This is a genomic window from Pseudomonas sp. C32 (assembly GCF_030417915.1).
Taxonomy (GTDB): Bacteria; Pseudomonadota; Gammaproteobacteria; order Pseudomonadales; family Pseudomonadaceae; genus Aquipseudomonas.
On sequence record NZ_JAUHUK010000002.1, the window covers coordinates 289,597 to 311,488 of the forward strand.

A 21,892-nucleotide genomic window follows, 5' to 3' on the forward strand; every position below is an offset into this window, starting at 1 on the left:
ACGCATTGACCAAATTGGGAGTACTTCGCACTCCAGCGGGAGCAAGCTCCCTCGCCACAGGTTTTGTGTTACTCGGGAATTCGCAGTGTCTGCCCCGGATAGATCTTGTCCGGGTGCGACAGCATCGGCTTGTTGGCCTCGAAGATTTTGTTGTACTGGTTGGCATTGCCATACACGCTCAGGGAAATCGCGCTGAGGGTGTCGCCTTTTTTCACCACCACAAAACGCGCGGCAGCGACCACCGGTCCTGTCACAGTGATCTGATCATCCACACTGCCAACCCCGGCAATGTTGCCCAATGCCAGCAGGATCTTTTCTTTCTCCTCCTGACTCGCGACTTCACCGGTCACGGTGACTTTGTCGCCGTCGACCGTCGCCTGTACATTCGGATTACCCAGGCCAACCTTGCTGATGTGTTCCTTCAACTGCTCACTGGCATTGGCATTGCCCGGCGTCAGTAGATCAATAAGCTTCTCGCCTGCTTCTTTGATAAAGCTGAAAAGACTCATGTTTCACTCTCCTTGGGTTTGGGTTCCAGACATCAAAGCCTAGACCACAGTCGCCCTTTGCGAATTCAACCCGACCAATGACGCCGCTTCCCGCCTGGAGCGAAGATCGACATCCAGCATGCTCGCGCAAGCCTGTTTCGCGATTTATCCGCAATCGCTGGCCGAGCTTGATCGAGCGCATCTATCGGTAGATCAGTAATAGCGATTAGACGCGACATGTTGTCACGCCTAGTCTTAAAGCTGATCAAACCGTCGGTGATGCCATGAACACCAAGCGCCCTGCCTGCGCGGCGCCTGCCCTCGAAACGCCCGCGCCCGCCGCAAGCCAGACATACAGCTACAGCAATCTTGAGTACTCGGAATCGGCCAGCACCGCGCTGGCCGAAGAAGTGGCGCTGGCCATTGCCTTCAACGGCATCAGCCAGGCGGTCATGCTGGTGACGCCCACAGATCTGGAAGACTTCATTGTCGGCTTCAGCCTGGGCAGCGGCATCATCGAGGACGCCACGGACATTTATGACCTGCAACTCAGTGGCTCGGGGTCGGCGCAATACGCGCAAGTGACCATCGCCAATCGCGCCTTCTGGAACCTCAAGCAACAGCGTCGGCAACTGGCCGGCACCAGCGGTTGCGGGTTGTGCGGCGTGGAGGCGGTCGAGCAGGCATTGCCGGACCTGAAAGTTTTACCCGGCGCGCCGCTGCCACCCGCCGAATGGCTCGACGGACTGCGCCAGCGCATTGGAGCGTTCCAGCCGCTGGGCCAGCATTGCGGTGCAGTGCATGCGGCGGTGTTCATGAATGACCAGGGCGAGTTGCTGCTGGGCCGTGAAGACATCGGTCGGCACAACGCCCTCGACAAATTGATCGGCGGCCTGATCCGACAAAAGATCCCGACCGCTGGCGGGCTGGCGATCGTCACCAGCCGTTGCAGCCTCGAACTGATCCAGAAAGTCCTGCGCGCCGGCATTCAGACGCTGGTCAGCCTGTCGGCACCCACCGGCCTTGCCGTGCAATGGGCCCGGCGCCACAACCTCAATCTCATTCACCTGCCGCAAAAGAATGCGCCGCGGGTCTACAGTCCCGCGATGGAGAACCAAGCGTGAGTCAACACCGCCAAGCCGACCAGAAACCCGTCCCTCGCTACAAGCCCTACAGAGGTCCGGCCGGTGGCTGGGGTGCGCTGATCAGTGTGGCCCAGGCCTGGATGACCAGCGACAACGCGCTGAAAAATCTCCGCATAATGCTCAAGACCAACCAGAACGGTGGCTTCGACTGCCCCGGTTGCGCCTGGGGCGATTCGCCGGAAAAGGGCATGGTGATGTTCTGCGAGAACGGCGCCAAAGCGGTGAACTGGGAAGCGACCAAACGCCGTGTCGATGGCAAGTTCTTCGCCAAACACAGCGTCACCTCATTGCTGGAACAAAGCGACTATTGGCTCGAATATCAAGGTCGCCTGACCGAGCCAATGAGCTACGACGCCGAAACCGACCGCTACAAGCCAATCAGTTGGGACGACGCCTTCGCCCTGATCGCCAAACACTTGAACGGCTTGGCGAGCCCCAATCAGGCCGAGTTCTACACCTCGGGCCGCGCCAGCAACGAAGCGGCTTTTTTGTACCAGCTGTTCGTGCGCGCCTATGGCACCAACAACTTCCCTGACTGCTCGAACATGTGTCACGAAGCCAGCGGTGTCGCGTTGGCGCAGAGCGTTGGCGTCGGCAAAGGCACCGTGACCTTCGACGACTTTGAAGACGCCGATGCAATCTTCGTCTGGGGCCAGAACCCCGGCACCAACCACCCGCGGATGCTCGAACCCTTGCGTGAAGCGGTGAATCGCGGCGCGCAAGTGGTGTGCATCAATCCGCTGAAGGAGCGCGGGCTGGAGCGCTTCCAGCACCCGCAGCATCCGATCGAAATGCTCACCAACCGCGACAAGCCGACCAACACCGCCTTCTTCCGACCGGCACTCGGCGGCGACATGGCGATCATGCGCGGCATGGCGAAATTCCTTCTGCTGTGGGAACGCGACGCGCAAAAGACCGGCGCCCCGGCGGTGTTCGATCACGACTTCCTCAATGAACACAGCGTCAACGTGCTGGATTATCTGGCGACCATCGATGACACCCCGTGGGAACAGATCATCGAGCAATCCGGCCTGACCCTCGAGGAGATCGAGCAAGCAGCACGCATGTATGCCAAGGGCAAGAACGTCATCATGTGCTGGGCCATGGGCATCACTCAGCATCGTCATTCGGTGGCGACCATTCAGGAAATCGCCAACCTGATGCTGCTGCGCGGCAACATCGGCCGACCGGGCGCCGGCCTGTGTCCGGTGCGAGGCCACAGCAACGTGCAGGGCGACCGGACCATGGGCATCAATGAGCGTCCGCCAGCGGCGTTTCTCGACGCGCTGGAGCATCGCTTCCAGTTCAAGGTACCGCGCGCCCACGGTCACAACGTGGTCGAGGCCATTCACGCCATGGCCGAAGGCCGGGCAAAAGTCTTCATCGGCCTGGGCGGCAACTTTGCCCAAGCCACCCCGGACAGCCCACGGACCTTCCAGGCGCTGCAAAACTGCGACCTGACCGTGCAGATCAGCACCAAGCTCAACCGCAGCCACCTGACCCACGGCAAAGACGCGCTGATCCTGCCGTGCCTGGGCCGGACTGACATCGATATCCAGTTCGAAGGCCCGCAAGCGGTGACCGTCGAAGACTCCTTCAGCATGGTCCACGCCTCCAACGGCCAGTTGCAGCCGCTGTCGAACCAGATGCGCTCGGAGCCGGCGATCCTCGCCGGGATCGCTGCTGCGACGCTGGGCAGCCATCCGGTGGACTGGAACTGGCTGGTGGCCGACTACGGCCGCATCCGCGACCTGATCGCCGACACCCTCCCCAACTTCAAAGACTTCAACGAGAAGATCAAGCACCCGGGCGGTTTCTACCTCGGCAACAGCGCCGGTGCGCGCAAATGGAACACCGCGTCGGGCCGGGCCACTTTCAAACCCAACAGGTTGCCCAAGGATCTGGTCCACGAGCGCACCCGCGCCACCGGCGTGCTGCCGGACCTGATCATGCAATCGATGCGTTCCCACGATCAGTACAACACCACGATCTATGGCCTTAATGACCGATATCGCGGCGTGAAGGGACAACGCGATGTATTGTTCGTCAACGAAGCCGACATCATCCGCCTGGGCTTCAAGCCTGGTCAGAAGGCCGACATCGTTTCGATCTGGGACGATGGCGTCGAGCGCCGGGTGAAAGGCTTCACGCTGCTGGCATTCGACATCCCGGCCGGGCAAGCGGCGGCGTACTATCCGGAAGTGAACCCGTTGGTGCCACTGGAAAGCATCGGTGATGGTAGCCATACACCGACGTCGAAGTTCGTGGCGATCCGCCTGGAGGCGGCGAGTGACTCAGGGTTGATTATGGCCCGGTCGGCGTAACGCAAAATTAAAAAATCGCAGCCTTCGGCAATCCCTGCAGGAGCTGCCAAAGGCTGCGATCTTTTAAATTCTTGATGGGCCACGCAAAAACATTTCAATCGCCCACAAAAAAGGCCGTTTTCAAATGAAAACAGCCTTCGGGAATAAGTAAAAGACCGGCGAAAAAAAGTTAAGTTCCATCCAGAAAACAGTAACTTGCACAATTGTATACAAGTCGTGTTATTCGTCGGATTTCGATTGTCACGCACAATTCGGAGCCTCAGGATCGCATCGTCATCCCCTTGAGGTTCCCCCATGAAGTACTCCTCGATTCTCTTGTTGTCCCTTGGCCTGGTCAGTGGCATTGCCTCTGCTGGCGGCACCACCGAAGCTGGTGTGGGCGGCGCATTGGGCGGGGTTCTAGGCTCGGTCGTCGGTCAGTCGTTAGGCGGCAATACAGGTTCCACCATCGGTGCTGCCCTGGGTGGCGCGGGTGGTAGCGCAGTCGGCGCAAACAAACACAGTCGTGGCGAAGCCGCCATTGGCGGTGCGTTGGGTGCTGCGGGCGGTAACGTGGTCGGCCGCAGCGTGGGCGGCACCACCGGCAGCCTGATCGGCTCCGCAGCGGGCGGCGGTGCCGGTGGCGCACTGGGTAACTACATGGGCAAAGAGTACGACAATGATAATGATCACGACGACGATCATCGTTCGTATCGCAGCCATAATGACCGTCGTTACTACCGTGACGGCCATCCGGGCCGTGGCCATGCCTATGGTCATCGCAAGCACCACAAGTACCACCGCGACTAACGCCTCGAGCGCCTCGCTGGTGAGTACAACAAAAATCGCAGCCCAAGGGCTGCGATTTTTTTTGCCTTACTGAACCACCAGACGCTCCAGCGCCCCGCGCAACCCTGCAGGAATCGCCACGGGTTGATTCGACCCACGATCGACAAACACATGCACGAAGCGCCCCGCCGCGCAGGCCTCGTCTTCTCCCTGCTTGAACACGGCCAGTTCGTATTGCACCGAACTGTTGCCCAACTTGCCCACCCGCAGACCGATCTCGATCCGGTCCGGGAAAGCGATGGACGCAAAGTAATCGCAGGCTGAGCTCACCACGAACCCCACCACCTCGCCATCGTGGATATCCAGACCACCGACTTCGATCAGGTAGGTGTTCACCGCGGTGTCGAAAAAGCTGTAGTAGGTGACGTTGTTGACGTGACCGTAGGCGTCGTTGTCATGCCAGCGCGTGGTGACGGGCTGGAAGTGCGGGTACTCGGTGCGATGAGGCATCAGTGTTGATTCCTGAGTGGGTTCGCCAGTCTACGGCGAAAAACCGAGTTGAACTCATCGCGAGCAGGCTCGCACATTGCCAAAATCTGCGGGCAACCTGGATCAACTGTGGGAGCCAGCCTGCTGGCGAAGGCGTCCTCGCGGGCGCCACATCAATCACTTGTCAGCAAAGCCCTTGCCAGCCGCTGCCAGCTCACCAATCACCCGCGCCGGATTCCAGTGATCACCCTGGCGTGTCTCAAGGTCTATCAAGCGCCGGTGAATATCCGCCAACCCCTGCTGATCCGCCCAGGCCATCGGCCCGCCCTTGTCTGCCGGGAAACCGTACCCGTTGAGGTAAACCAGGTCGATATCGTGGGCCGATCCGGCGATGCCTTCCTGAAGGATCTTCGCCCCTTCGTTGACCAGTGCCAGCAAGCAGCGCTCCAGAATCTCTTCCTGGCTGATCTCGCGACGCTGGAACCCCAGCCCTTCGCTGACTTCCAGCACCAACGCATCGACCAGAGGATCATGTTCGGCCTGACGACTGCCCGGCTCATAGTGGTAATAGCCGTTGCCACTCTTCTGACCAAAACGCTCCATCTCGCACAACCGGTTATCCACCTGAACCTCAGGTGCATCCTGACCGACACCGGACAGTTGTCGGGAACGCCACTGCAAATCGACACCGACCACGTCGAACATGCGGAACGGCCCCATGGCGAAACCGAAACCTTGCAGCGCCGCATCCACCTGATAGGGGTAAGCCCCCTCCAGCAGCATTTTTCGCGCCTCCAGCACATAGGTATTGAGCATGCGGTTGCCGATGAAACCGTCGCAGTTGCCCGACACCACGCTGACCTTGCCCATGCGTTTGCCCAGTGCCAGCGCAGCGTCGATGACCGCCGGTGCAGTCTGGGCGCCACGGACGATTTCCAGCAGTTTCATGATGTGTGCCGGGCTGAAAAAATGCAGGCCAAGGACTTGTTGCGGCCGGCGAGTCACCGCCGCAATGGCGTCGATGTCCAGTGCCGAGGTGTTGCTCGCCAGAATGGCTTCGGGCTTGAGCAGACCGTCCAGCTCGCGGAAGATTTTCTGCTTGAGCTCAAGGTTTTCGTACACCGCCTCGATGACCAGATCAACATCGCGAATGGCCGCGTAATCGGCGGCGGCAGTGACCCGAGCGATACGAGCGTCTGCTTCAGCCTGATCGATTCGCTCCTGCCGCACGTTGTGGGCGTAGGTGTCTGCTACGGTGACCAATGCCTGCTCGAGCATCTGTGGATTGTTATCAACCCATTGCACTGCTACCCCGGCGTTGGCCAGGCACATGACAATGCCTCGGCCCATGGTGCCCGCGCCAATCACGGCTGCGCGCTGAATATTCGTCGGCGTCTGGCTCATATTGTGTTCTCTTGTTGGCGATCCTAAGACAGCCCCCACCATAGTCAGCCACAACGTTTTTTTGAAATTTATTCCTGTGATGAGCAACATTCAGCGGATGGATGTGGCCTGCTACAGATGCCGCTCGGCCCACGCCCGCACCTCGGCATACGGATAATCCTCCAACGCCGCAAACCCCGGAATCGCCCGCGCCTTGAGCTTGGTGAACAGCGGCACGCTGATACCGCACAAGAATCTTGTCGTGCGTTCAGCCGAGGGTGCGCTGCCCGTGTGCTGCTCGTGCTTGTGGATAAAATTGCCACACAACGCCTCGAAGTTTTTATCCACAAGCGCCGGCAACGCCGGTGGTGCCGATAACCGCGCCACATGCCCGTGACACACCGAACAATGCCCGCATTGCTGTGGCGCATTTTCGTCACCGAAGTACTCGGCCAGGCGATAACCCAGGCAGCGTTCGGTAGCGAACAGATCCAGCATCGCGTGAATCCGTGCAATCTCGGTGTGTTCGTGTCGGCTGAAGCAGGCGTGCAGTTCCTCGCTCAACGCGGCACTGTCAAAACCGCTTTGCAGCAGGCTGTAGACCTCGGTCATCTGCTTGCTTTCCAGCTCGACCCAACCCTTTTCCTGAAAGTAATCCAGTGCTTTGACCACTCGATTTCGCTCGGCTTGATGATGTTCATACAGCGCGTCGAAATTCACCGTGGCCCAGGTTCTGGCACGGCTGGAGGTCTGGATAATGGCTGCGACAAAATCCCTGCGCTCACCCTCGAAACGTGCCAGCAAGGCATCGGGTTCCAGCAAGTACTTGAATCGGTACTCCGCGTAATAGGCATAGCGCGGGGCAATAATTCCACGCAGCTCCAACTGCACCAGCAAGGTTTTGAGCGGGAGCTGACGGATGTTGCTCTGGTCGGCCAGCGGTCCCAGCAAAAACTCCCATTGTCCTTCCGGGGCGCAAGCTTGCAGTTCGTCGAGCACATGGCGGATGCCATCCAGCTCAGGCGTATCGCCGTAGACGAAGTTTTCCAGCACGTTGAGGCTGTCGCGGTTGGCCAGTACCAGGCAATCGGACGGCTGGCCATCGCGTCCTGCGCGGCCGATTTCCTGGCTGTAGTTTTCGATGGATTTGGGCAGGTCGAAATGCACCACGTTGCGGATGTCGCTTTTATCGATGCCCATGCCGAAGGCGATGGTGGCGACGATGCAACCGGACTGCCCGCCCATGAAGCGTTTCTGGATACCGTCGCGCTGGTCGTGGGGCAAACCGGCGTGATAAGCCTCGGCCTGAATGCCATTACGATTGAGGTGCTCGGCAATGTGCTCGGCGGTCTTCTGTAACGTGACGTACACGATGCTCGGTTGGCCGTGGCGCTCAGCCATCCACTCGACGAGGCGACGACGCTTGTCCTGACCCCGCACAGGCTCCACCAGCAGATTCAAGTTGGGTCGATAGAAACCCGTGGTGACGACATCGTCAGCGGCAATGGCGAATTTTGTCTGCATATCCACAATGACTTTGGGTGTCGCCGTTGCCGTCAACAGCAGCACCTGCGGGATATTGAACTGCCGTTGGTAGTCCGGAAGCTTGAGGTAATCCGGACGGAAGTTATGACCCCATTCCGAGATGCAATGCGCCTCGTCCACCACCAACAGCGAGATCGGCACTTGCTGAAGAAAATTGCGGAAGCGCTCGTTCTTCAGGCGCTCAACCGAAATCATCAGAATCTTCAATTCACCGGACTTGGCGCGGGCCATCACGTCGCTGGCGTCATCGCGACTCTGGGCCGAATCGATGCTGCCCGCAGCGATGCCATGACGTTGCAGGAACGCCAACTGATCCTGCATCAACGCCAGCAACGGCGAGACCACCAGCGTCAGGTGTGGCAACAGCACGGCCGACAATTGATAGCACAGGGATTTGCCGGAACCGGTGGGAAAAATGGCCGCCGCCGAGCGCCCCGCCAGCACCGCGCTGACCGCCGCTTCCTGACCGGGCCGAAACTGTGGATAACCGAAAACCTGTTCCAGGGTGTTGTGCATAAGCTGTCACTCCGTTGACCGCTGCGATGAGCAAAGCCTAGTCGGCGATCGCAGTGAGTCGAGAAAAGGTCGGGGGTAAAAACGATACGGGATGATACAGCCATAACCCGCTCCCGCTCGCGCCACAGGTTGAAACACACAGAGCCTTTTGCCATCTCACGCCCCCAGTGCGGCGCAGGTATGTTCTATGACCAACCAGATTCTGCGCGACGTTTTCATCACTGAAGAGGACTGAAACGGGCGCCCCCTTTCGAAGGACCGATCATGTTCCAACCCTATGCTTTTCAATTTGCGCTCCTATTGGCCATGCCTGTGCTGCTCAGCGGATGCCTGACTGTTCCCGAAAAAACCACAATTGCGCCCGACACATTCGAGACACCTGAGTATCACGCTCAAAAGGGGTTGGCGGTCGTGCAGGCGTCACGCCTCTACGCACGCGGCGGCACCGGGCAGGGTGTGACCCTCGCTTTGATTGACTCAGGCCTGAACGCCGAACTTGCAGAGTTTGAAGGCAGGGTGGGTGCCCCCGGGTTTGATTATGTTGAGAACCGGCCGGGGACATTTGACCGCGTCGGTCACGGCACCCAGATGGCCGGTATTCTCGCCGCCAACAAGGATGACCATGGCATGCACGGCGTCGCATTCAATGCGCAATTGATCCCCTTCCGTTTCGGCGACGATAACGAACCCTTTTTCTTTGACAGTGAAATTGCCCGCTCCTGGCAGTCAGGTTTTGACAGCGGCGCGCGGATCTTCAACAACTCCTGGGCCAATGCCATTCCAGCGACGGAACTCACTGAAGCGCGTTACAGCCAGGTCATGCCAGACTCGCTGGTGAAGGCTCGGCAACTGGTTCAAGAAGGTGCCGTATTTGTGTTTCCAACCGGCAATGAACTCAAACGAGAGCCTTTGGCAGAACCGGGCTTGCCCCTTGCCATCCCTGAACTGGAAAAAGGCTGGATCGCGGTCGTAGCGTTGAAAAACGACGGCAGTGCCATCAATGGTAAATCCAATTACTGTGGCGTAGCTGCGGCATGGTGCATCGCCGTTCCCGGTGGGGATTCGGGTGCTGGTCAAGGTTTGTTGACCACAGGCAAGGACGGTAAATACGTGCAAACCGCTGGCACGTCCCCCGCCGCCGCATTGGTCAGTGGCGCATTGGCAGCCGTGCAGAGCCTGTACCCTGAAATGAGCACACAGCAAGTTCGCGACCACGTGCTGGAAACTGCAAACCGGACAGGTCTTTACGCCAACAGCGAAGCCTATGGTCGAGGATTACTGGATCTTGAAGCAGCATCGCGACGTCTTCCCGCACCTGGGACCGATTGAATCCTGATCGTCGACGCATCCAACAGTTTTTTCTGCTCAGCTCGTAGGAATCGTTACCCGAAAAAGCGTTCATCAATCAAACCAATGGGGGGCGTAGGAGCATTCCCCTATCGGTGTAAACGCCCTACAAAACCTGTCGATAGCGGCCGTATTGCTCTGATGCGCCGCTCTCTTCATAGTTTTTGCGCGGCTGAAGATACTGTGGCGGCCTGCCGGAGTGACCTCCGATTTCTCACAGGACCGACATCAATGCCCCCGCTGAACACAACGACCGAACGCTACCAGTCACTTACATCCAGCTACAGCGAAACCCCGGTGCTGGTCATCGACACCGAGGCCGATCCCTACGAGATCCTCGATGCCGCCCGCCAGCGCATCCGCGCCGCCAGCGACCTGCTGGAAACCTTGTATTGCCTTTGCTTCAAACAGGCCGACGCGAGCGACATCCCGAAAATCGTCAGTGCCCTGTATCTGCTGACTCAGGACGGCAACGACCTGCTCGACATCGCCCGGCAACGCCTGCCGAAACTCACCGTCTGAAGAACACCACACCCCCTGTAGGAGCGAGCCTGCTCGCGATGAACGATAACGCGGTGCACTGTGGATAAGTCCGTCAGCAATGCCCTATCAAAGCTTCGGCAAGGTCCTACAAAAGAAGACACCTTGTCGGCTATCGCCAACCAGTGACTCAAACCTATAGTCCGGACTGTCGCTGCCAAATCAGCGACTCGGGCTTGGTCACTCGAATAAGAGAGAACGCACATTTCCACTTACTAGAGGTTTTCTTCAGTGGCCACACTAAATCCATTTCAAAATCGATATCGTCCACTCAAAACGAACTTAACCGACACCCCGCCCCTGATCATCGACACAGAGGCCAACCCGCAAGACATCCTCGAAGCCGCCCAGCAACGCATGCTGAACTGGAAAGCGCCGGCCTGACGTCATCTGCAGATCGCGCCTACGTATTACGCAGGAGCGATCAAGCAGTAAGATCTGCTGCAACGGAAAACAAAGCATTGAAGTCGCCATCGAGCATACGAGGCAGCCATGAGCAGATTTTTCGATGAGCTAATGGATTGCGTTCAGGAGATGAACGAAATCCTGAGCGATAAACACCGGTTTCAATCCTTCCCCTCATGTCCAACGACCAATAAGATCCATCCAGGCCCAACCGGACGCTCCGCCATGAACCTCGCCCCCGACCTCCCCGACGACCACGTGATGCAGCAACTCCTGCAACTGCTGCACGAAGAACTCGGCTTCCCCGAGCGCAAAACCATAAGCCTCAGCACCTCGATCAACTTCGACTTGGGGTGCAACGGAACAGACGCCCAGCACCTGATCGAAACCCTGGAAAACCATTTCGCAATCGACTTCGTGGATTTCGACAGTTACCGCTATTTCCAGCCTGCCGGCCCTGATGTGAATCTAAAGCGCAAAGCCAAAGGTCGCGGTGAGAAGGTGTCATTGACCATCGGCATGCTCTACCAGGCCATCAAGGCCCAACGCTGGGACACGGATGAGCTCGAAGGCCTGTAACGGCCCGAGGCATTCTGGCTTGCCCGCTAAAAACCGAATTTTGCGCACAAAAAAGCCGCCCCGAAGGGCGGCTTTTTCGTTAGCTCAAACCAACACTTACAGCTTAGGACCCGCAGCCTTGATCGCGTCGCTCACTTCGAACTTCTTGAAGTTCTCGATGAACAGGCCGGCCAGTGCTTTGGCGGCTTCGTCGTAGGAGGCTTTGTCTTCCCAGGTGTTGCGTGGGTTCAGCAGGCCAGTCTCAACGCCCGGTACGGCCACTGGCACGTCGAGGTTGATGGTGTCCAGGTGCTCGGTCTCGGTACCGATCAGCGCGCCGCTCTGGATCGCTGCGATCACGGCACGGGTGGTCGGGATGTTGAAGCGCTTGCCGACGCCGTAGCCACCGCCGGTCCAGCCGGTGTTGACCAGGTAGACCTTGGAGCCGAAGCCGCGGATGCGCTTGATCAGCAGTTCTGCGTATTCGCCAGCCGGACGCGGGAAGAACGGTGCGCCGAAGCAGGTGGAGAAGGTCGACTTGATGCCGCTGCCCGAACCCATTTCAGTCGAGCCCACCAGTGCGGTGTAGCCGGACAGGAAGTGGTAAGCCGCTTGTTCTTCGTTGAGGATCGACACTGGCGGCAGTACGCCGGTCAGGTCGCAGGTCAGGAAGATCACAGCGTTCGGCTCGCCACCGAGGTTCTGCTCGGAACGCTTGGCAACGTGCTCCAGCGGGTAGGCGGCGCGGCTGTTCTGGGTCAGGCTGACATCGGCGTAGTCGGCGTGCTTGGCATCGTCGATAACGACGTTTTCCAGGACTGCGCCGTGCTTGATGGCTTTCCAGATAACCGGCTCGTTCTTCTCGGACAGGTCGATGCACTTGGCATAGCAACCGCCTTCGATGTTGAACACCACGCCTTCGCCCCAGCCGTGTTCGTCGTCACCGATCAGGTAACGGCTTTCGTCGGCGGACAGGGTGGTTTTGCCGGTGCCGGACAGACCGAAGAACAGGGTCACGTCGCCTTCTTCGCCGATGTTGGCGGCGCAGTGCATAGGCAGTACGTCAGCGGCCGGCAGCAGGAAGTTCTGCACCGAGAACATCGCTTTCTTCATCTCACCGGCGTAACGCATGCCGGCGATCAGCACTTTCTTCTGTGCGAAGTTGAGGATCACGCAACCGTCGGAGTTGGTGCCGTCACGCTCTGGCACGCATTCGAAGTTGGCAACGTTGAGCACTTGCCATTCATCACGGCCAGCCGGGTTGTACTGGGCAGGGTTGATGAACAGGCAACGACCGAACAGGTTCTGCCAGGCAGTCTGGGTGGTCATCTTCACGGCCAGGTAGTGCTCGGAAGCGGCACCTACATGCACGTGGGAAACGAAGTGTTCTTGCGCGTTGTTGAATGCCTCAACGCGGTCCCACAGGGCATCGAACTTGTCGGCCGGGAACTTGCGGTTGATCGGGCCCCAGGCAATGGCGGCCGAAGTGGATGGCTCTTCAACGATGAAACGGTCGACTGGCGAACGGCCGGTACGGTGACCGGTACGAACAACCAGTGCGCCGGTATCGGCAAGCTCGCCTTCACCGCGGTTGAGGGCTTCTTTAACCAGATCATCAACACTCAGATCGGTGTACACGGCGTTATTGGCTTGCGTCATGAGGTTCCCCGTCGGCCAGTGGCCGAGTGCTCCAAACGTTTTTGTAGTAGAAAGTCGTGCACTACTACCGCGAAAAAAGTGGGCCGGATTATGCCAGAAAAGGCCAAAAAAAGTAGGCCCCTCCTGTCGTAACGGCGTTAATCCGGCACTTGCCAGTGAATTTACCTGCGCTGAACCGTTTTAGTGACGGGTATCCGACGGCGTCTCGATGCCCGCGCCGGCGAACAATTGAGTGACATCGGCGGCATCAAACAGGTAGCGCTGGTTGCAGAACTGGCAATCGATCTCGATGTTGCCACCGTGTTCGACGACCAATTGCTGCGCGTCTTCCATACCCAGACTGACCAGTGCATTGGCCGAACGTTCGCGCGAGCAGCTGCAGCGGAAACGCAACTTCTGCACGTCGAACAGACGCACCTGCTCGTCGTGATAGAGGCGGTGGAGCACGGTTTCGTTGTCCAGGCTCAGCAGCTCATCGGCGGTCAGCGTACCGCCCAGGGTGGTGATGTGCTGCCAGCTGGCGGCGCGTTCGTCGTCGTCTTTCAAACGGTCGGCGGGCAGTTGTTGCAGCAACAGGCCACGGGCACGACGGCCATCGGCGCAGAGCTTGATGCGGGTGCCAATCTGCTGGGACATGACGAAGTAGTTGGTGAAACAATCGGACAACGTTTCGCCATCCAGATCGACGACGCCCTGGTAGCGCTGACCCCGTTTCGGGTCGACGGTCAATGTCAGCGAACCATCCGGCATCAAGTCAGCCAGGGTCGCGTCAGGGGCGATGCGGTCCGCCTCGTAACGGGCCAGGCCGCGGATGTCGCGCTCGCTGGAGCACTCGATCATCAACAGCGGAATCGGGCCTTCGGAGCGTGCCTGCAGAATCAGCAAGCCATCGAACTTCAATGTGCCGACCAGCAACGATGCGGCCGCCATCAGCTCTCCGAGCAATTGCGCGACAGGCTGCGGGTAGGCGTGTTTGGCCAGGACTTCGGCGTAGCTGAGCTCCAACGAGACCAGCTCGCCACGGGTGTCGCTGTCATCGAAGATGAAGCGTTGGGTGAAGTCGTTATCCGCTTGGTCGGTCATAGGTCTGGGTATCTGAAGTGATGAAAAAGATGACGGGAGCAAGGAAGTTTACCTGCGCCACCCCTTTGGGCGCGCAATGTTCCGCCAATGAAGACATTTTATGAACAATCCGGAGCTGATCCAAGGGAGGTGGAACATGCACCAACGGATTGCGGCCAATCTGTTTATGGCCTACAGGTTCGGCGTCGTGGGTAATTTTCGACGAGCGGCGATCTGCGCAACTCACCTGATATGGATGCGCAATCGCCTGATTGCAAGAATGAAAGCTCTTGAAAAGATCGCAGGCTGCGAACTTCAGTCGTCGTTGCTACTGCCACGAAACTTGAACAGATCCCGGCGCTGCTTCTTGCTCGGCTTGCCGTCGGTGCTCACGCCCAAGGCGCCTGCTTTGCGTTGCGCCGCGGCCTCTTCGCGCTTGGCGATGCTGGCCAGGGTTTCGGCATACAAGGTTTGTGCCTGCGGTGCGCCACGGCGCACGATCGACAACGCCTGGACCACCACCGTACGCTCCTCGAAACCGGAACGAATCACAAATTCGTCGCCGATGCGCGGCTCCTTGCCCGGTTTGCAACGCTCGCCTCGACAATGCACCTTGCCGCCTTCAATCGCCGCCTTGGCCAAGGCACGGGTCTTGTAAAAACGTGCAGCCCACAGCCATTTGTCGAGGCGGACTTTGTCATCCTCTTCGCTTTTTTGTGCCATGGAATGTCCTCACTCTGAAATATTGGTGAACTGTACTACCGTTTCTCTCGTGCCAAGAATTTCGTCGTCCCGGACTACAATGCTGACATTCCATAACCTCCCCCGCGAGGCTGGAAAACCGGGCAGCGAATATCTGTCGCCTTTTACCCATTATTCTGCGTGAATACCGCGAACTCGGCCGCCTGAGGCCACCGCGGTTTCCACCGACTGAGCCATTTTGAAGACATTTGACCATTTGACCGTTGTCGGTCTGCGCGAGTGGGTGGCGCTCCCTGATTTGGGGGTTGCCGGTCTTCGGGCAAAAATCGACACCGGCGCCAGCACCTCCAGCCTGCATGCCACCGATATCGAGACGTTCGAGCGTGACGGTGAGCAATGGGTGCGCTTCACGGCGCATCTGGGCACCATGGTGCAACTGCGCCACCGCCGCTGCGAAGCGCCGCTGGTGACGATGAAAACCATTAAAAGCTCCAACGGTCATGCGCAGGTGCGATACGTGATCAGCACCACCCTGGCGCTGGGTGACCGGGTCTGGCGAGTCCAGTTCACACTGGCTTGCCGCAAGTCCATGCGCTATCGCCTGCTGCTCGGTTCCAAAGCCCTGATCGACGGCCAGTTGGTGGTCAATCCGGGCATTAAATATGTACAAGACAAGCCGGTGTTCCCGGTATCTACCTCCTCCACAGGTGTTGCATGAAGATCGCTGTGCTGTCGCGGAACCCGCGTCTGTATTCCACCCGCCGCCTGGTTGAAGCCGGTACTGAACGCGGCCATGAAATGGTGGTGGTCGACACCCTGCGCGCCTACATGAACATCGCCAGTCACAAGCCGCAGATCCACTACCGTGGCAAACCGCTTGAAGGTTTTGATGCGGTCATCCCGCGGATTGGTGCGTCGGTCACGTTTTATGGCTGTGCGGTGTTGCGCCAGTTCGAAATGATGGGGGTGTTTCCACTCAACGAATCGGTGGCCATCGCCCGCTCGCGGGACAAACTGCGTTCGTTGCAATTGCTGTCACGCCGGGGCATCGGCTTGCCGGTGACCGGGTTCGCCCACTCGCCGGACGACATTCCCGATCTGATCGAAATGGTCAACGGTGCACCGCTGGTGATCAAGGTGCTGGAAGGCACCCAAGGCATCGGCGTGGTGCTGTGTGAAACCGCCACGGCGGCGGAATCAGTGATCGAGGCGTTCATGGGCCTCAAGCAGAACATCATGGTTCAGGAGTACATCAAGGAGGCGGGTGGCGCCGACATTCGCTGCTTCGTGGTCGGTGACAAAGTCATTGCCGCGATGAAGCGTCAGGCCAAGCCCGGCGAGTTCCGCTCCAACCTGCACCGTGGTGGCAGTGCGAGCCTGATCAAGATCACGCCGGAAGAACGCATGACCGCATTGCGTGCGGCAAAGGTCATGGGCCTGGCGGTGGCGGGCGTGGATATCCTGCGCTCCAATCACGGACCGCTGGTGATGGAAGTGAACTCGTCGCCTGGGCTTGAGGGGATTGAGACCACCACCGGGAAAAACGTGGCCGGGATCATCATTGAGCATCTGGAGAAGAATGGCGGGCCGAATATGACCCGGACCAAAGGCAAGGGATAAAGCAAAAAATCGCAGCCTGCGGCAGCTCCTACAGGGGTACACGTTGCTCTGTAGGAGCTGCCGCAGGCTGCGATCTTTTCAGCCGTTAAACCGCATCCCGCGGCAACATCAACCCCAGCGGCAACCGCACCCGCGCTTCCAGCCCGCCGCCCGAACGGTTGCGCAGTTCAACGTTGCCGCCATGCATCGAAGCAATCCGCTTCACAATTGCCAACCCCAATCCGGTGCCCTTGCCACCCCGGGCACGGTCGCCCCGAGTGAACGGGTTGAAAATCGCCTCCAGCTCCGACGGATCGATCCCGGCGCCTCGGTCCATGACGCTCAGCACCACGTACGGTGCGGCGGTGTCACCGGAGACATACGCCGCCACTTCCACACCGCTACCGGCATGATGAAGGGCGTTGCCGATCAGGTTGTTGAGTAGACGTTTCATCGATACACGCCGCAGCGGAAACGGCTGGATCGGCTCCAGGCGCAAGCGCACTTTTTCTTCGTTCTGGTTGTACGGCGCGGCGACTTCGCGGACCAGATCGCTCAGGTCAACCTCTTCCACCGTCTCGTCGCGTCCGTCACGAATGAACGCCAGGAACTGGTCAAGAATCGCATCCATGTCTTCGATGTCACGCACCATGTCGTCCGTCAGGTCGGTGCGGTCGCCCATCAACTCCAGCGACAGGCGCAATCGGGTCAACGGCGTGCGTAAATCGTGGGAGACCCCGGCCAACATCAGCTCTCGCTCGCGACCCGCCTGCTCGACGTCTTCTGCCATCTGGTTGAAGGCGCGATACACCTCCGTCATTTCACTCGGCGTGTCACTGATCGGCAGGCGCACGCTGCGCCCCTGGCCGAGTTGCCGTGCGGCATACACCAGACGTTTCAGGGGTTGATTGAGCTGGCTGACGAAGATCCACGCCGACGCCGTGGACAGCAAACCGATAGCCAGGAACCAGCCAAGCACGTTCCAGATTTTCTGGCCGCGCAACGGATGCGGGTACAACGGCACTTTCAACCAACCGTCGCCCAGGCTCGGTGCCCGGACCCACAGCGCCGGTGGCGAATGCATGCGTAATCGCACTTCGGTGTCGGCCCCCAGCTCTGCCTGCATCTGCCGCTGATAGATCTCGCTGTAAGGCCAGTGCTGTTCGCCTTCCGGAACACCCGCGCCCACCACCCGGATCAGGGTCGCGGCTTCGGCAATCTTGTCACGGTTGTTTTCATCGGCGGCCCAATAGGCGCGCAGCGTCAGGGCGACGCCGTGGCTGTATTGACGATCCACCAGCACGTCTTCGTTCATCAGCAGATAAACCAGGGTCAACGCCTTGGAAAACAGCACGACGATGAGCACCAGCCAAAGGGTGCGGGAGAAGAAGCTCTGGGGGAACCAAATGGGGGTTTTCATGGATAACCGTTACACACTTGCAGGAGCGAGGGATGCTCGCACATTGCAGATCGCGAGTCTGCGGGCAATGTCATTTGACTGACTTGCCCGCACAACCCGCCCCTACAAATCGCCGATCACTTGGTGGCGGCGCCATCCGGAACGAACACGTAACCCACACCCCAGACGGTCTGGATGTAACGCGGTTTGGATGGATCGGGTTCGATCATCCGGCGCAGACGGGAGATCTGCACGTCGATGGAACGCTCCAGGGCATCCCATTCGCGGCCACGGGCCAGGTTCATCAACTTGTCGCGGGTCAGCGGCTGACGGGCGTTCATTACCAGTGCCTTGAGTACCGCGAACTCACCGGTGGTGAGCATGTGCACTTCTTCACCGCGCTTGAGTTCGCGGGTGGCCAGGGACAGCTCATAGTCACCGAAGGTCACGCTTTCGTCTTCGCTGCCCGGCGCGCCTGGCACCGGTGCCGACTGACGACGCAGGACGGCTTTGACACGTGCCATCAGCTCATCGGGGTTGAACGGCTTGGCCAGGTAATCGTCGGCGCCCAGTTCGAGGCCCTTGATGCGGCTCAGCTCATCGCCCTTGGCGGTGAGCATGATGATCGGAATCTGATTGTTCGCGTTGCGCAGGCGGCGGCAGGCGGTCAGGCCGTCTTCGCCGGGCAGCATCAGGTCGAGGACGACCAGGTTGAACACTTCGCGTGCCAGAAGGCGGTCCATTTGCTCAGTGTTCGGTACGGCGCGGGCGCGATAGCCCTTGCTGACGAAAAAACGTTCCAGCAGGCTGCTGAGGCCCGGATCGTCGTCAACAATAAGAATTTTTTCGCCTTCAGCAATGTTTGCAGTGCTGCTCATTGGATGCTCCTTTGATCTCGGCGCGCATTATGGCGTAGCTGCCGTTGTGCGCACCGTGTGCATTGTTAGCAGATTTTTCCTCCAGCGCCAGAAAACCGGCCTTTGCGCCTGCACACCACGATGGCCCCGAATGCCTTAACGCTGGTTATAATGCGCGGCCTTTTGTGTCAGGCAACGTCTGATCGTTACACCGGGCAGCCGCTTTTTATTTTCATCGCACCGGCAGTAATTATTCGATTTCACGGGTCAACGGGTTACCTTTTGATCCAGGTAGCGGCGCAGGCCAGGCCGCTCAACCAGACTCGCCGAGGCCCTATCTCTGCGCCTGCGAGCCTGCTTTCACAATTTGTCAGGTGGTTTTATGGACAGCATCAACAGCCGCATTGCCGAGGAACTCGGTGTACGCCCACAACAGGTCGAAGCGGCCGTCGCGCTACTCGATGAAGGCTCTACCGTTCCCTTCATCGCCCGTTACCGGAAAGAAGTGACCGGCAGCCTCGACGATACGCAGCTGCGTCATCTGGAAGAGCGCCTGCGCTACCTGCGAGAACTCGACGAACGGCGTATCAGCATCCTTGCCAGCATCGAAGAGCAAGGCAAGCTGACCCCGCAACTCGAGCGCGACATCAAGCTTGCCGACACCAAGACCCGCCTCGAAGACTTGTACCTGCCTTACAAGCAAAAGCGCCGCACCAAGGGCCAGATCGCCCTGGAAGCCGGCCTCGGCGACTTGGCGGACGGCCTGTTCAACGATCCGTCCCTGAGCCCGGAAACCGAAGCCGCACGCTTCATCGACGCCGAAAAAGGCGTGGCCGATGTGAAGGCCGCCCTCGAAGGCGCCAAGTACATCCTGATGGAACGCTTCGCCGAAAACGCCAGCCTGCTGGAGAAGCTGCGCAACTACCTCAAGCAGGAAGCCACCCTCAGTGCCCGCGTGATTGCCGGCAAGGAAGAGGAAGGCGCCAAGTTCCGCGACTACTTCGAACACGACGAACCCCTCAAAAGCATGCCGTCGCACCGCGCCCTGGCGATTTTCCGTGGCCGCAACGAAGGCATTCTCAGCTCCGCGCTGAAAGTCGGCGATGAGCTGCCGGGCGCCATGCACCCGTGCGAAGGCATGATCGGCCAGCAATTCGGCATTCAGAACCAGAACCGCGCCGCCGACAAATGGCTGGGCGAAGTGGTGCGCTGGACCTGGAAGGTCAAGCTCTACACCCATCTGGAGACTGACTTGTTGGGCGAACTGCGCGATGGCGCGGAAACCGAAGCGATCAACGTGTTCGCGCACAACCTGCACGACCTGCTGCTGTCGGCCCCGGCCGGCCCGCGCGCCACGTTGGGCCTCGACCCGGGCCTGCGTACCGGCTGCAAGGTCGCGGTGGTCGATTCCACCGGCAAGCTGCTGGATCACGCCACGGTTTACCCGCACGTGCCGCACAACAAGTGGGACCAGACCCTCGCGATTCTTGCCGCCCTGTGCGCCAAACACGCGGTGGACCTGATCGCCATCGGCAACGGCACCGCCAGCCGTGAGACCGATAAGCTCGCCGCCGAGCTGATCAAAAAATACCCGGCGATGAAGATGACCAAGGTCATGGTCTCTGAAGCCGGTGCATCGGTTTACTCGGCATCGGAACTGGCCTCCAAGGAATTCCCGGACCTGGACGTGTCGATCCGTGGCGCGGTGTCGATTGCCCGTCGCCTGCAAGACCCGCTGGCTGAGCTGGTGAAGATCGATCCGAAATCCATCGGTGTCGGCCAGTACCAGCACGACGTATCGCAGCTGAAACTGGCACGCGGCCTGGACGCCGTGGTCGAGGACTGCGTGAACGCCGTCGGCGTGGACGTGAATACCGCGTCCGTGGCCCTGCTGGCACGGATCTCCGGCCTCAATGCGACCCTGGCGCAAAACATCGTCAGCCACCGTGACGAGCACGGCGCATTCAAGACTCGTGCCGCACTGAAGAAAGTCGCACGTCTGGGCGAGAAAACCTTCGAACAGGCCGCTGGATTCCTGCGTGTCATGAACGGCGAAAACCCGCTGGACTCGTCGGCGGTTCACCCGGAAGCCTACCCGCTGGTTCAGCGCATTGCCGCTGAAACCGACCGCGATATCCGTTCGCTGATCGGCGATGCCGCGTTCCTCAAGCGTCTGGATCCGAAGAAATACACCGACGAAACCTTCGGTCTGCCAACGGTCACCGACATCCTTCAGGAACTGGAAAAGCCCGGCCGCGACCCGCGTCCCGAGTTCAAGACCGCCGAGTTCCAGGAAGGTGTCGAAGACCTCAAGGACCTGCAACTGGGCATGATTCTCGAAGGTGTGGTGACCAACGTGACCAACTTCGGCGCGTTCGTCGACATCGGCGTGCATCAGGACGGTTTGGTGCACATCTCTGCACTTTCGGAGAAGTTCATCAAGGATCCGCGCGAAGCGGTGAAGGCCGGTGACGTGGTGAAAGTGAAGGTCATGGAAATCGACATCCCGCGTAAACGCGTGGGCCTGTCGATGCGCATGAGCGACACCCCAGGCGAGAAAATCGACGGCGCTCGTGGCGCACGTCCGGGTTCGGCGCCGCGCCAATCCCAGAACACTGCACCACGCAAGGAATCCACGGCGGCAGCACCGAGCAACAACGCCATGGCTTCGCTGTTCGCCAACGCCAAGCAGTTGAAGAAACGTTGATGGAGATCCCCGCCGGTTACACCGAAAGCGCCTTTTTCAAGCTGCTGGGCTGTCGTTTGCACAGCCTGGAAACCGGGGTCGCGCAAGTTGCCCTGGGCCTGGAACCGAAGCTGCGCAATCGCGGTGGCAAGCTGCACGGCGGGGCCTTGTTCAGCCTGGTGGACATTGCCATGGGGCTGGCCTGTTCCAGCACCCACGGCTTTGACCAGCAGAGCGCAACCATCGAGTGCAAGATCAACTACATCCGCGCCGTCTCGGACGGTGAGGTGATGTGCACGGCGCGGGTGATCCACCCGGGCCGCCGCACGTTGGTGGTCGAAGCCGATGTGATGCAAGGCGACAAACTGGTCGCAAAAGCACAAGGCACGTTCGCTGTCCTGTAGCTAGATGTCATCGATT

The 21,892-nt window shown here is 59.4% G+C and carries 19 protein-coding genes; 10 read left to right on the plus strand and 9 right to left on the minus strand.

Going from position 1 to position 21,892, the window contains the following annotated elements:
• Positions 1-68 precede the first annotated feature (68 nt).
• Entirely contained in the window at positions 69-509 is a 441-nt protein-coding gene (gene lysM, locus QYH43_RS03570; RefSeq protein WP_095058244.1) for a peptidoglycan-binding protein LysM, read from the minus strand.
• A gap of 263 nt (positions 510-772) precedes the next feature.
• On the opposite strand from lysM, the gene fdhD reads away from it, so the two are divergent.
• From fdhD to QYH43_RS03585, 3 genes are all read left to right on the plus strand, one after another.
• Positions 773-1,612: a formate dehydrogenase accessory sulfurtransferase FdhD gene (gene fdhD / locus QYH43_RS03575; RefSeq protein ID WP_095058243.1), complete on the plus strand. Its 840-nt coding sequence runs from the start codon at positions 773-775 to the stop codon at positions 1,610-1,612.
• On the plus strand, positions 1,609-3,957 hold the full coding sequence (locus tag QYH43_RS03580) for an FdhF/YdeP family oxidoreductase (protein ID WP_095058242.1): 2,349 nt from the start codon (positions 1,609-1,611) through the stop codon (positions 3,955-3,957). Before fdhD ends, QYH43_RS03580 begins: the two co-directional genes overlap by 4 nt.
• A 294-nt stretch (positions 3,958-4,251) precedes the next feature.
• Positions 4,252-4,746 carry a glycine zipper domain-containing protein gene (locus QYH43_RS03585; protein ID WP_095058241.1) on the plus strand — a complete coding sequence of 165 codons (495 nt, stop codon included), beginning with the start codon at positions 4,252-4,254 and terminating at the stop codon, positions 4,744-4,746.
• A gap of 66 nt (positions 4,747-4,812) precedes the next feature.
• Here QYH43_RS03585 and QYH43_RS03590 read toward each other — a convergent pair whose 3' ends face one another.
• The 3 genes from QYH43_RS03590 to QYH43_RS03600 all read right to left on the minus strand — a co-directional run bounded on the left by QYH43_RS03590 (position 4,813) and on the right by QYH43_RS03600 (position 8,658).
• On the minus strand, positions 4,813-5,235 hold the full coding sequence (locus QYH43_RS03590) for a thioesterase family protein (RefSeq protein ID WP_095058240.1): 423 nt from the start codon (positions 5,233-5,235) through the stop codon (positions 4,813-4,815).
• A gap of 156 nt (positions 5,236-5,391) precedes the next feature.
• Complete coding sequence (locus QYH43_RS03595; protein WP_095058239.1) at positions 5,392-6,618, minus strand: 3-hydroxyacyl-CoA dehydrogenase; 1,227 nt, start codon at positions 6,616-6,618, stop codon at positions 5,392-5,394.
• A gap of 111 nt (positions 6,619-6,729) precedes the next feature.
• Positions 6,730-8,658 carry an ATP-dependent DNA helicase RecQ gene (locus tag QYH43_RS03600; protein WP_301156327.1) on the minus strand — a complete coding sequence of 643 codons (1,929 nt, stop codon included), beginning with the start codon at positions 8,656-8,658 and terminating at the stop codon, positions 6,730-6,732.
• 264 nt (positions 8,659-8,922) lie between these two features.
• On the opposite strand from QYH43_RS03600, the gene QYH43_RS03605 reads away from it, so the two are divergent.
• From QYH43_RS03605 to QYH43_RS03615, 3 genes are all read left to right on the plus strand, one after another.
• Positions 8,923-9,987 carry a S8 family peptidase gene (locus QYH43_RS03605; protein ID WP_301156329.1) on the plus strand — a complete coding sequence of 355 codons (1,065 nt, stop codon included), beginning with the start codon at positions 8,923-8,925 and terminating at the stop codon, positions 9,985-9,987.
• A gap of 249 nt (positions 9,988-10,236) precedes the next feature.
• Positions 10,237-10,527, plus strand: a complete 291-nt coding sequence (locus QYH43_RS03610; protein WP_095058236.1) for a hypothetical protein — start codon at positions 10,237-10,239, stop codon at positions 10,525-10,527.
• A 648-nt stretch (positions 10,528-11,175) separates the two neighbouring features.
• Positions 11,176-11,529 carry a DUF1493 family protein gene (locus tag QYH43_RS03615; RefSeq protein ID WP_095058232.1) on the plus strand — a complete coding sequence of 118 codons (354 nt, stop codon included), beginning with the start codon at positions 11,176-11,178 and terminating at the stop codon, positions 11,527-11,529.
• A 96-nt stretch (positions 11,530-11,625) separates the two neighbouring features.
• Here QYH43_RS03615 and QYH43_RS03620 read toward each other — a convergent pair whose 3' ends face one another.
• The 3 genes from QYH43_RS03620 to QYH43_RS03630 form a co-directional block, all read right to left on the minus strand.
• Positions 11,626-13,167, minus strand: a complete 1,542-nt coding sequence (locus tag QYH43_RS03620; RefSeq protein ID WP_095058231.1) for a phosphoenolpyruvate carboxykinase — start codon at positions 13,165-13,167, stop codon at positions 11,626-11,628.
• Positions 13,168-13,347: 180 nt separating this feature from the next.
• Complete coding sequence (gene hslO, locus QYH43_RS03625) at positions 13,348-14,250, minus strand: Hsp33 family molecular chaperone HslO (RefSeq protein WP_301156332.1); 903 nt, start codon at positions 14,248-14,250, stop codon at positions 13,348-13,350.
• A 294-nt stretch (positions 14,251-14,544) separates the two neighbouring features.
• Complete coding sequence (locus QYH43_RS03630) at positions 14,545-14,952, minus strand: S4 domain-containing protein (RefSeq protein WP_095058229.1); 408 nt, start codon at positions 14,950-14,952, stop codon at positions 14,545-14,547.
• A gap of 277 nt (positions 14,953-15,229) precedes the next feature.
• On the opposite strand from QYH43_RS03630, the gene QYH43_RS03635 reads away from it, so the two are divergent.
• Together QYH43_RS03635 and rimK are read left to right on the plus strand one after the other, a co-directional pair.
• Complete coding sequence (locus QYH43_RS03635) at positions 15,230-15,649, plus strand: ATP-dependent zinc protease (RefSeq protein ID WP_301156391.1); 420 nt, start codon at positions 15,230-15,232, stop codon at positions 15,647-15,649.
• On the plus strand, positions 15,646-16,551 hold the full coding sequence (rimK, locus tag QYH43_RS03640; RefSeq protein ID WP_007972871.1) for a 30S ribosomal protein S6--L-glutamate ligase: 906 nt from the start codon (positions 15,646-15,648) through the stop codon (positions 16,549-16,551). Before QYH43_RS03635 ends, rimK begins: the two co-directional genes overlap by 4 nt.
• Before the next feature lie 85 nt (positions 16,552-16,636).
• Here the strand turns inward: rimK and QYH43_RS03645 are convergent, their stop codons facing one another.
• On the minus strand, positions 16,637-17,950 hold the full coding sequence (locus tag QYH43_RS03645) for an ATP-binding protein (RefSeq protein WP_095058228.1): 1,314 nt from the start codon (positions 17,948-17,950) through the stop codon (positions 16,637-16,639).
• Between the two features lie 116 nt (positions 17,951-18,066).
• Positions 18,067-18,807, minus strand: coding sequence for a two-component system response regulator OmpR (gene ompR / locus QYH43_RS03650; RefSeq protein ID WP_095058227.1), 741 nt, complete (start codon positions 18,805-18,807; stop codon positions 18,067-18,069).
• A 361-nt stretch (positions 18,808-19,168) separates the two neighbouring features.
• On the opposite strand from ompR, the gene QYH43_RS03655 reads away from it, so the two are divergent.
• On the plus strand, positions 19,169-21,493 hold the full coding sequence (locus QYH43_RS03655; protein ID WP_301156337.1) for a Tex family protein: 2,325 nt from the start codon (positions 19,169-19,171) through the stop codon (positions 21,491-21,493).
• Positions 21,493-21,876: a PaaI family thioesterase gene (locus tag QYH43_RS03660; RefSeq protein ID WP_301156338.1), complete on the plus strand. Its 384-nt coding sequence runs from the start codon at positions 21,493-21,495 to the stop codon at positions 21,874-21,876. The genes QYH43_RS03655 and QYH43_RS03660 overlap by 1 nt, the downstream gene beginning before the upstream one ends.
• Positions 21,877-21,892 lie beyond the last annotated feature (16 nt).

Bases quoted from the DNA above. Each gene is read 5' to 3' on its own strand.
- QYH43_RS03590 (WP_095058240.1), bottom strand. From the start codon at position 5,235: ATGCCTCATCGCACCGAGTACCCGCACTTCCAGCCCGTCACCACGCGC.
- rimK (WP_007972871.1), top strand. From the start codon at position 15,646: ATGAAGATCGCTGTGCTGTCGCGGAACCCGCGTCTGTATTCCACCCGC.
- lysM (WP_095058244.1), bottom strand. From the start codon at position 509: ATGAGTCTTTTCAGCTTTATCAAAGAAGCAGGCGAGAAGCTTATTGAT.
- QYH43_RS03585 (WP_095058241.1), top strand. From the start codon at position 4,252: ATGAAGTACTCCTCGATTCTCTTGTTGTCCCTTGGCCTGGTCAGTGGC.
- hslO (WP_301156332.1), bottom strand. From the start codon at position 14,250: ATGACCGACCAAGCGGATAACGACTTCACCCAACGCTTCATCTTCGAT.
- QYH43_RS03660 (WP_301156338.1), top strand. From the start codon at position 21,493: ATGGAGATCCCCGCCGGTTACACCGAAAGCGCCTTTTTCAAGCTGCTG.
- QYH43_RS03600 (WP_301156327.1), bottom strand. From the start codon at position 8,658: ATGCACAACACCCTGGAACAGGTTTTCGGTTATCCACAGTTTCGGCCC.
- QYH43_RS03605 (WP_301156329.1), top strand. From the start codon at position 8,923: ATGTTCCAACCCTATGCTTTTCAATTTGCGCTCCTATTGGCCATGCCT.
- QYH43_RS03595 (WP_095058239.1), bottom strand. From the start codon at position 6,618: ATGAGCCAGACGCCGACGAATATTCAGCGCGCAGCCGTGATTGGCGCG.
- QYH43_RS03645 (WP_095058228.1), bottom strand. From the start codon at position 17,950: ATGAAAACCCCCATTTGGTTCCCCCAGAGCTTCTTCTCCCGCACCCTT.
- QYH43_RS03630 (WP_095058229.1), bottom strand. From the start codon at position 14,952: ATGGCACAAAAAAGCGAAGAGGATGACAAAGTCCGCCTCGACAAATGG.
- ompR (WP_095058227.1), bottom strand. From the start codon at position 18,807: ATGAGCAGCACTGCAAACATTGCTGAAGGCGAAAAAATTCTTATTGTT.
- QYH43_RS03615 (WP_095058232.1), top strand. From the start codon at position 11,176: ATGAACCTCGCCCCCGACCTCCCCGACGACCACGTGATGCAGCAACTC.
- QYH43_RS03655 (WP_301156337.1), top strand. From the start codon at position 19,169: ATGGACAGCATCAACAGCCGCATTGCCGAGGAACTCGGTGTACGCCCA.
- QYH43_RS03620 (WP_095058231.1), bottom strand. From the start codon at position 13,167: ATGACGCAAGCCAATAACGCCGTGTACACCGATCTGAGTGTTGATGAT.
- QYH43_RS03610 (WP_095058236.1), top strand. From the start codon at position 10,237: ATGCCCCCGCTGAACACAACGACCGAACGCTACCAGTCACTTACATCC.
- fdhD (WP_095058243.1), top strand. From the start codon at position 773: ATGAACACCAAGCGCCCTGCCTGCGCGGCGCCTGCCCTCGAAACGCCC.